Raw genomic sequence first — 1374 nt, forward strand, 5'->3', positions numbered from 1 at the left:
GTGCGTCAGGGGGCGGGGGTGTTGGCCGCGGTGACGTTGACCGCCGCCCACGCCCGGTCCACAGCTTTGTACTCGGCGCTGCTCGCGCCGTACAGGTCCTTGGCCGCCTTCAGCGTCGCGACGCGCGCGTCGTGGAAGTCGGTGGAGGAGACCATGTAGCGGGTCAGGGCGCGGTAGAAGACGGCGGTGGCCTTGGTGCGGCCGATGCCCTTGACGGAACCGCCGTCGTAGGTCGGCGAGTTGTAGGCGACTCCCTTGATCGTCTTCTTTCCGCTGCCCTCCGCGAGGAGGTAGAAGGCGTGCGAGGAGACGCCGGAACCGGCGTGCACCTCGGTGGAGTAGACCTCGGGCGACCAGTAGTCGACGGTCTGCTCCAGCTTGTCCAGCGACGGGCGGTCCAGGCGGCGCAGGAACTTCTGCTTGAGGCCGAGCTTCTCGCCGATGAGGTAGTTCGGCGGGTTCTTGGCGTTGTTCGCGTAGAACTCGACGTCGGAGCCGAAGACGTCGGCCAGCGACTCGTTGAGCGAGCCGGGTTCGCCGTACTGGTTGCCGTTGCGGTCGACGAAGGTCGGCTCCAGCTTGGCGGTGGCGTCGACGACGCCGTGGGTCAGCTCGTGGCCGGTGACGTCGAGGACGACAAGCGGCTTCTTGATCATCTTGCCGTCGCCGTCGCCGTACAGCATGCAGCCGCAGGCCGGGTCCCAGAAGGCGTTGGCGACCGAGCGGCCCCAGTGGACCATTCCGCGGGCGGCCTTGCCGGTACCGGCTATGCCCTTGCGGTTGAAGGTCTTGCGGTAGAAGTCGAGCGTCCTGGTGATGCCGTACTGGGCGTCGGCGGCGGCGCTGTAGCGGCTCGTCGTCTTCCCGTTGCCCCATACGTCCGTGGTGCCGGTGATCGTGGTGCCGGAGCCGAAGCTCTCCGACATGCGGTTCCTGGCGTCGCGGGTCTCGGTGCCGTACCGGCTCGGGTCCTTGAGCTGGAAGTGGCCGCGCGAGGTCTGCGTGGTGGTCAGGCCGACGTTGCCCACGAAGAGGGTCTTGCCGGTGCCGTACGCGGTGGCCGGGTACTTCTTGGCGACGGCCCCTGCGACGAGGGGGCTCGCCGCGGCCGCGGCGCCGGTGGCCGGGGCGATGGTCTCCCGGTTGCTGCGCAGGGCCTTGACCAGCTTGGGCGAGAGGAACTCGTCGGCGTCGGGGGTGTCGCTGCGCACGACGCCGGTGAGGGCGTCCACGACGACCGTGTGGGAGCCGCCGTCGTCGTCGAGGGTGCTGCCGGACACGGTCACCTGGTAGGCGAGGCGGGCGGCGCCGCCACGGGCGTCCACCACCAGGCGCGGGGTGCCCGCTCTGCCGCCGGCGGCGCGGGCCGCGGCG

1 protein-coding gene is annotated in these 1374 nt (G+C 70.2%); it reads right to left on the reverse strand.

Going from position 1 to position 1374, the window contains the following annotated elements:
• Positions 1–5 precede the first annotated feature (5 nt).
• Positions 6–1374 (reverse strand): M4 family metallopeptidase (locus GTW40_RS24075; protein ID WP_161182264.1); only part of this gene is annotated, 1369 nt, incomplete at its 5' end.

The organism is Streptomyces sp. SID4985 (assembly GCF_009863025.1).
In the GTDB taxonomy this organism is placed as follows: domain Bacteria; phylum Actinomycetota; class Actinomycetes; order Streptomycetales; family Streptomycetaceae; genus Streptomyces.